3 protein-coding genes are annotated in these 1,701 nt (G+C 59.2%); all 3 read right to left on the bottom strand.

Features of this window, described 5'->3' with window-relative positions; translation table 11 throughout:
- A partial coding sequence (locus ACEW8G_RS13965; RefSeq protein WP_373489015.1) for an ATP-binding cassette domain-containing protein occupies positions 1–240 on the bottom strand: 240 nt, incomplete at its 3' end.
- 424 nt (positions 241–664) lie between these two features.
- Positions 665–1,282 (bottom strand): class I SAM-dependent methyltransferase, encoded by a 618-nt coding sequence (locus ACEW8G_RS13960; RefSeq protein WP_373489014.1) that lies wholly within the window; start codon positions 1,280–1,282, stop codon positions 665–667.
- 32 nt (positions 1,283–1,314) lie between these two features.
- Positions 1,315–1,701: DUF3419 family protein (locus tag ACEW8G_RS13955; protein WP_373489013.1), on the bottom strand; the 387-nt coding region annotated here is incomplete at its 5' end.

Raw genomic sequence — 1,701 nt, 5'->3', positions numbered from 1 at the left:
GACGCTGCGGTCTTCCGGCGCAACGTGCAGCCCCGGTCCGGCGACTGCCTTTCCATCCAGCGCGATCGTCCCTGCATCGGGTTTTTCCAGACCGGCAATCAGTCGCAACAACGTGGATTTTCCACAACCGGACGGCCCGACCACGACAAAAAACGTGCTTTGGGGGATATCGAGTGTCACCGCATCGACAGCCAATTTACCTGCAAACCGGCGCGTCACACCGTTCACTGAGATGCTCATGTTGACTGTCCTTTCGTGCGAGAAGCCGCTGGGTCCGGTGCATTACGGTGATATGACAACACCGCTAAGATGATGAAAGCCATAACACGTGGTCCTGACCCGTAGGCTTAAGGCGCAAAACGGGGAACCTTGGCGGGTATTGTGCGGATTGCAGCGGCAAGCAGGCGCGGCAGCGGTCGGGCGGACGCCACCTTTACATATGACACCGCCATTTTGCAATCTGGTGGCCGCGAATGGGGGTCTTTGACGTGGCGGGCGGTCTGTCACGTGCGCGGTGCCGAAAAGCCTGTTCATCCGGTCCGACAGTGCCGCGCCTCTGCCGTGCAGTTGCAAGCCGCGTCGGCCTCGCCCTTGAACGCCGTTGCCGTCGGTGTGATCCGATCCGACGGCTGAGTCTGGTGCTACAAATCAGTTCATCCGCCATTTAGCACGCTGGGTTTGCACCCATGATGGCGTGCTGCGCATAGGTTCCATGCAGATCATTGTAGTGCAGCGCGAGCCCGCGGGTCGTGGCCATATCATGAAGCAACCCGGGCAAGACATGGCGGGGCGTCACATGGAACCGCCCGAGCCACGCATTCAGCCCCCGTCGTGCCAATGTCGGCAAGTGGTGTTGCCGCCCAAAATCCACCACATGCAAGCTGCCATCTGTGGCCAGATGGTCCAATGCCTGATCCAGAGCGCGCGTCCAGTCAGGAATCATCGAAAGGCTGTAAGAAAAGATGATGCGGTCGAAATGAGGGACCCCGAACAAAGCCTTTGAGTCGAATTCGCAGGCATCGCCGTAGGCCAGAGCGGCACGGTCGCCAAGTTTGGCACGCGCGCTGCTCAGCATTTCCTCTGATATATCGAACCCGTACAGTGTAGTTTGTGGATAACGCCGTGCGATGTGCTGCAGATTCCGGCCCGTGCCACAGGCGATTTCAAGAACAGTCCCACCACTGGGAGGAGCGAGATGTTTGATCAGATGATCCCGTCCCAAAAGGTAAAAAGCCCGCGTCGCATCATATATTCGCCGCTGGTGACGGTAGGTGCGGTCCATCAGGGCAGCATGAGTTGCGGTGTTCATCCGTATCACTCAGCAAAGCGATACAGATGCACGCCCCCGTAAATTGCCGATCTGTCCTGCGCGAATGCCTGTGCCGAAACTTTTGCGTCATACTGCCAGCGCGTCAGCAACGCGGCAGGGACACGGCCCGGTAGAATATCCGCGGTTCCGCCGGTACGGAAGAGAACTCTTGCGCCGGGGCGCGCCGTACGGGTGATCTGCGCCCAAAGGGCGGACAACTGGGCATCGCTCATCCAATCTTGTGCATCGAGTAGAACATAGGCGTCCAGCGTCGCCTCGTCGCGTGTGGCAAGATGATCGGTCAATGACTGGTTCAGCGCCAGAACGCGGTGGGCCCGCGCCGCGATCTTGGTGAAGTTCTGTTGTGACAGATAAGGTGGCACGGCAGCGTC

The sequence above is a fragment of the Blastomonas sp. genome (assembly GCF_041747255.1).
Taxonomy (GTDB): Bacteria; Pseudomonadota; Alphaproteobacteria; order Sphingomonadales; family Sphingomonadaceae; genus Blastomonas.
The sequence above is the reverse complement of the archived record's forward strand: the minus strand, read 5'-3'. Positions and strand labels throughout refer to the sequence as shown.

What these genes read in the sequence shown, in the direction of transcription:
- ACEW8G_RS13960 (WP_373489014.1), bottom strand. Translation starts at nt 1,282, where the DNA reads ATGGACCGCACCTACCGTCACCAGCGGCGAATATATGATGCGACGCGG.